This window comes from Candidatus Thiosymbion oneisti, assembly GCF_900092655.1.
Taxonomy (GTDB): Bacteria; Pseudomonadota; Gammaproteobacteria; order Chromatiales; family Chromatiaceae; genus Thiosymbion; species Thiosymbion oneisti.
The window spans coordinates 1-1,153 of sequence record NZ_FLUY01000462.1 but is presented as its reverse complement, the minus strand read 5'-3'; the positions used below and the strand labels follow the sequence as shown (position 1 = coordinate 1,153).

1 protein-coding gene is annotated in these 1,153 nt (G+C 63.1%); it reads right to left on the bottom strand.

Annotated elements, in window-relative coordinates; genetic code table 11:
• A partial coding sequence (locus BQ17_RS21470) for a hypothetical protein (RefSeq protein ID WP_218068092.1) occupies positions 1-1,153 on the bottom strand: 1,153 nt, incomplete at both ends.

The following is a 1,153-nucleotide window of genomic DNA, read 5'->3' as shown; positions in this document are numbered from 1 at the left end:
GCGGTAACGTCTCCGGCAGCGGTGTGCTCGATGCCGGTGCCACCTGTGAGCGCGACACTGCTTCCGCTCACGGCCGCAGCGATATTCAACCGGCCCGCCGCATCCAGATCCAGATCACCGCCGGCGGTGACTTCACTGTTTGTATCGACCAGCAGATCGCCGGCTTCGGTGTGCAACCGGATATCCCCACTCCCGGCAGTGGTGACCTCCTGCGCCACAGTCATACCGCCACCGGAGATAATCTCAATGGCTCCGCCCCCATTGCCGGTGGTTACTGTGCCCAGTGTCACACCCCCGGTCTCATCGATGAAAATACCGCCGCTGGCGGTTTGTGCATCGATGCGATCCACCGTGGTGTCGATATCGGCATTGCCACCCAGCTCACCAATACCGCTGCCCGCCGTCAGGCTGATATCGCCACCGACGAGGTTCGCACCTTCAGCCGCGGTGTCGTGGTCACTGATCGCACCGCCTGCAGTGACGGTGATGTTCTTCCTATCAGCGTCCGTACCAGCCACGACACGACCCAATGCGATGTCGCCCCCGCGTGCGGCGAGACTAACCGCCCCCCCGGCGCTCAAAAGGCCGCCGTCGTTCACGCTCAAGGCAGGACCGTCGGCCGTCTCCAACAGACCCGCCGCATCCAGATCCAGATCGCCGCCGGCCCTGACTTCAGCATCGACCTGTAGATTGCCGGCCGTGGTGGTCAGATCGATCTTCCCATTCCCGGCGGTGGTGACCGCCTGCGCTACGGTCATATTGCCGCCGGAAGTAACCTCGATGGCTCCACCCCCAGTGGTCATCGACTCAGTGGTCCCCGACTTCGTGTTGCTGCTGCCCAACGTCACATCGCCGGTCTCAGTGATGAAAATACCGCCGGTGGCACCAGTGATCTTCGCGTCGAGGCTGACCGCCTCGGTGTCGATATCGGCGTTTCCTGTCGCACCGATAGCGCCGCCCGCGGTCAGGCTGATCGCGCCGCCCACCAGGTTCTCATTGCCCGCACCTTCAACTGTAGTGTCGTAGTCACTGATCGCACCACCCGCGGTGAGGGTGATGTCCTTCCGATCACCAGTCGTACCGGCGATGATTTGACCCACGGCGAGATCGCCGGTCTCATCGATGTAGATGTTGCCGCCGGTGGCCTGCGCGT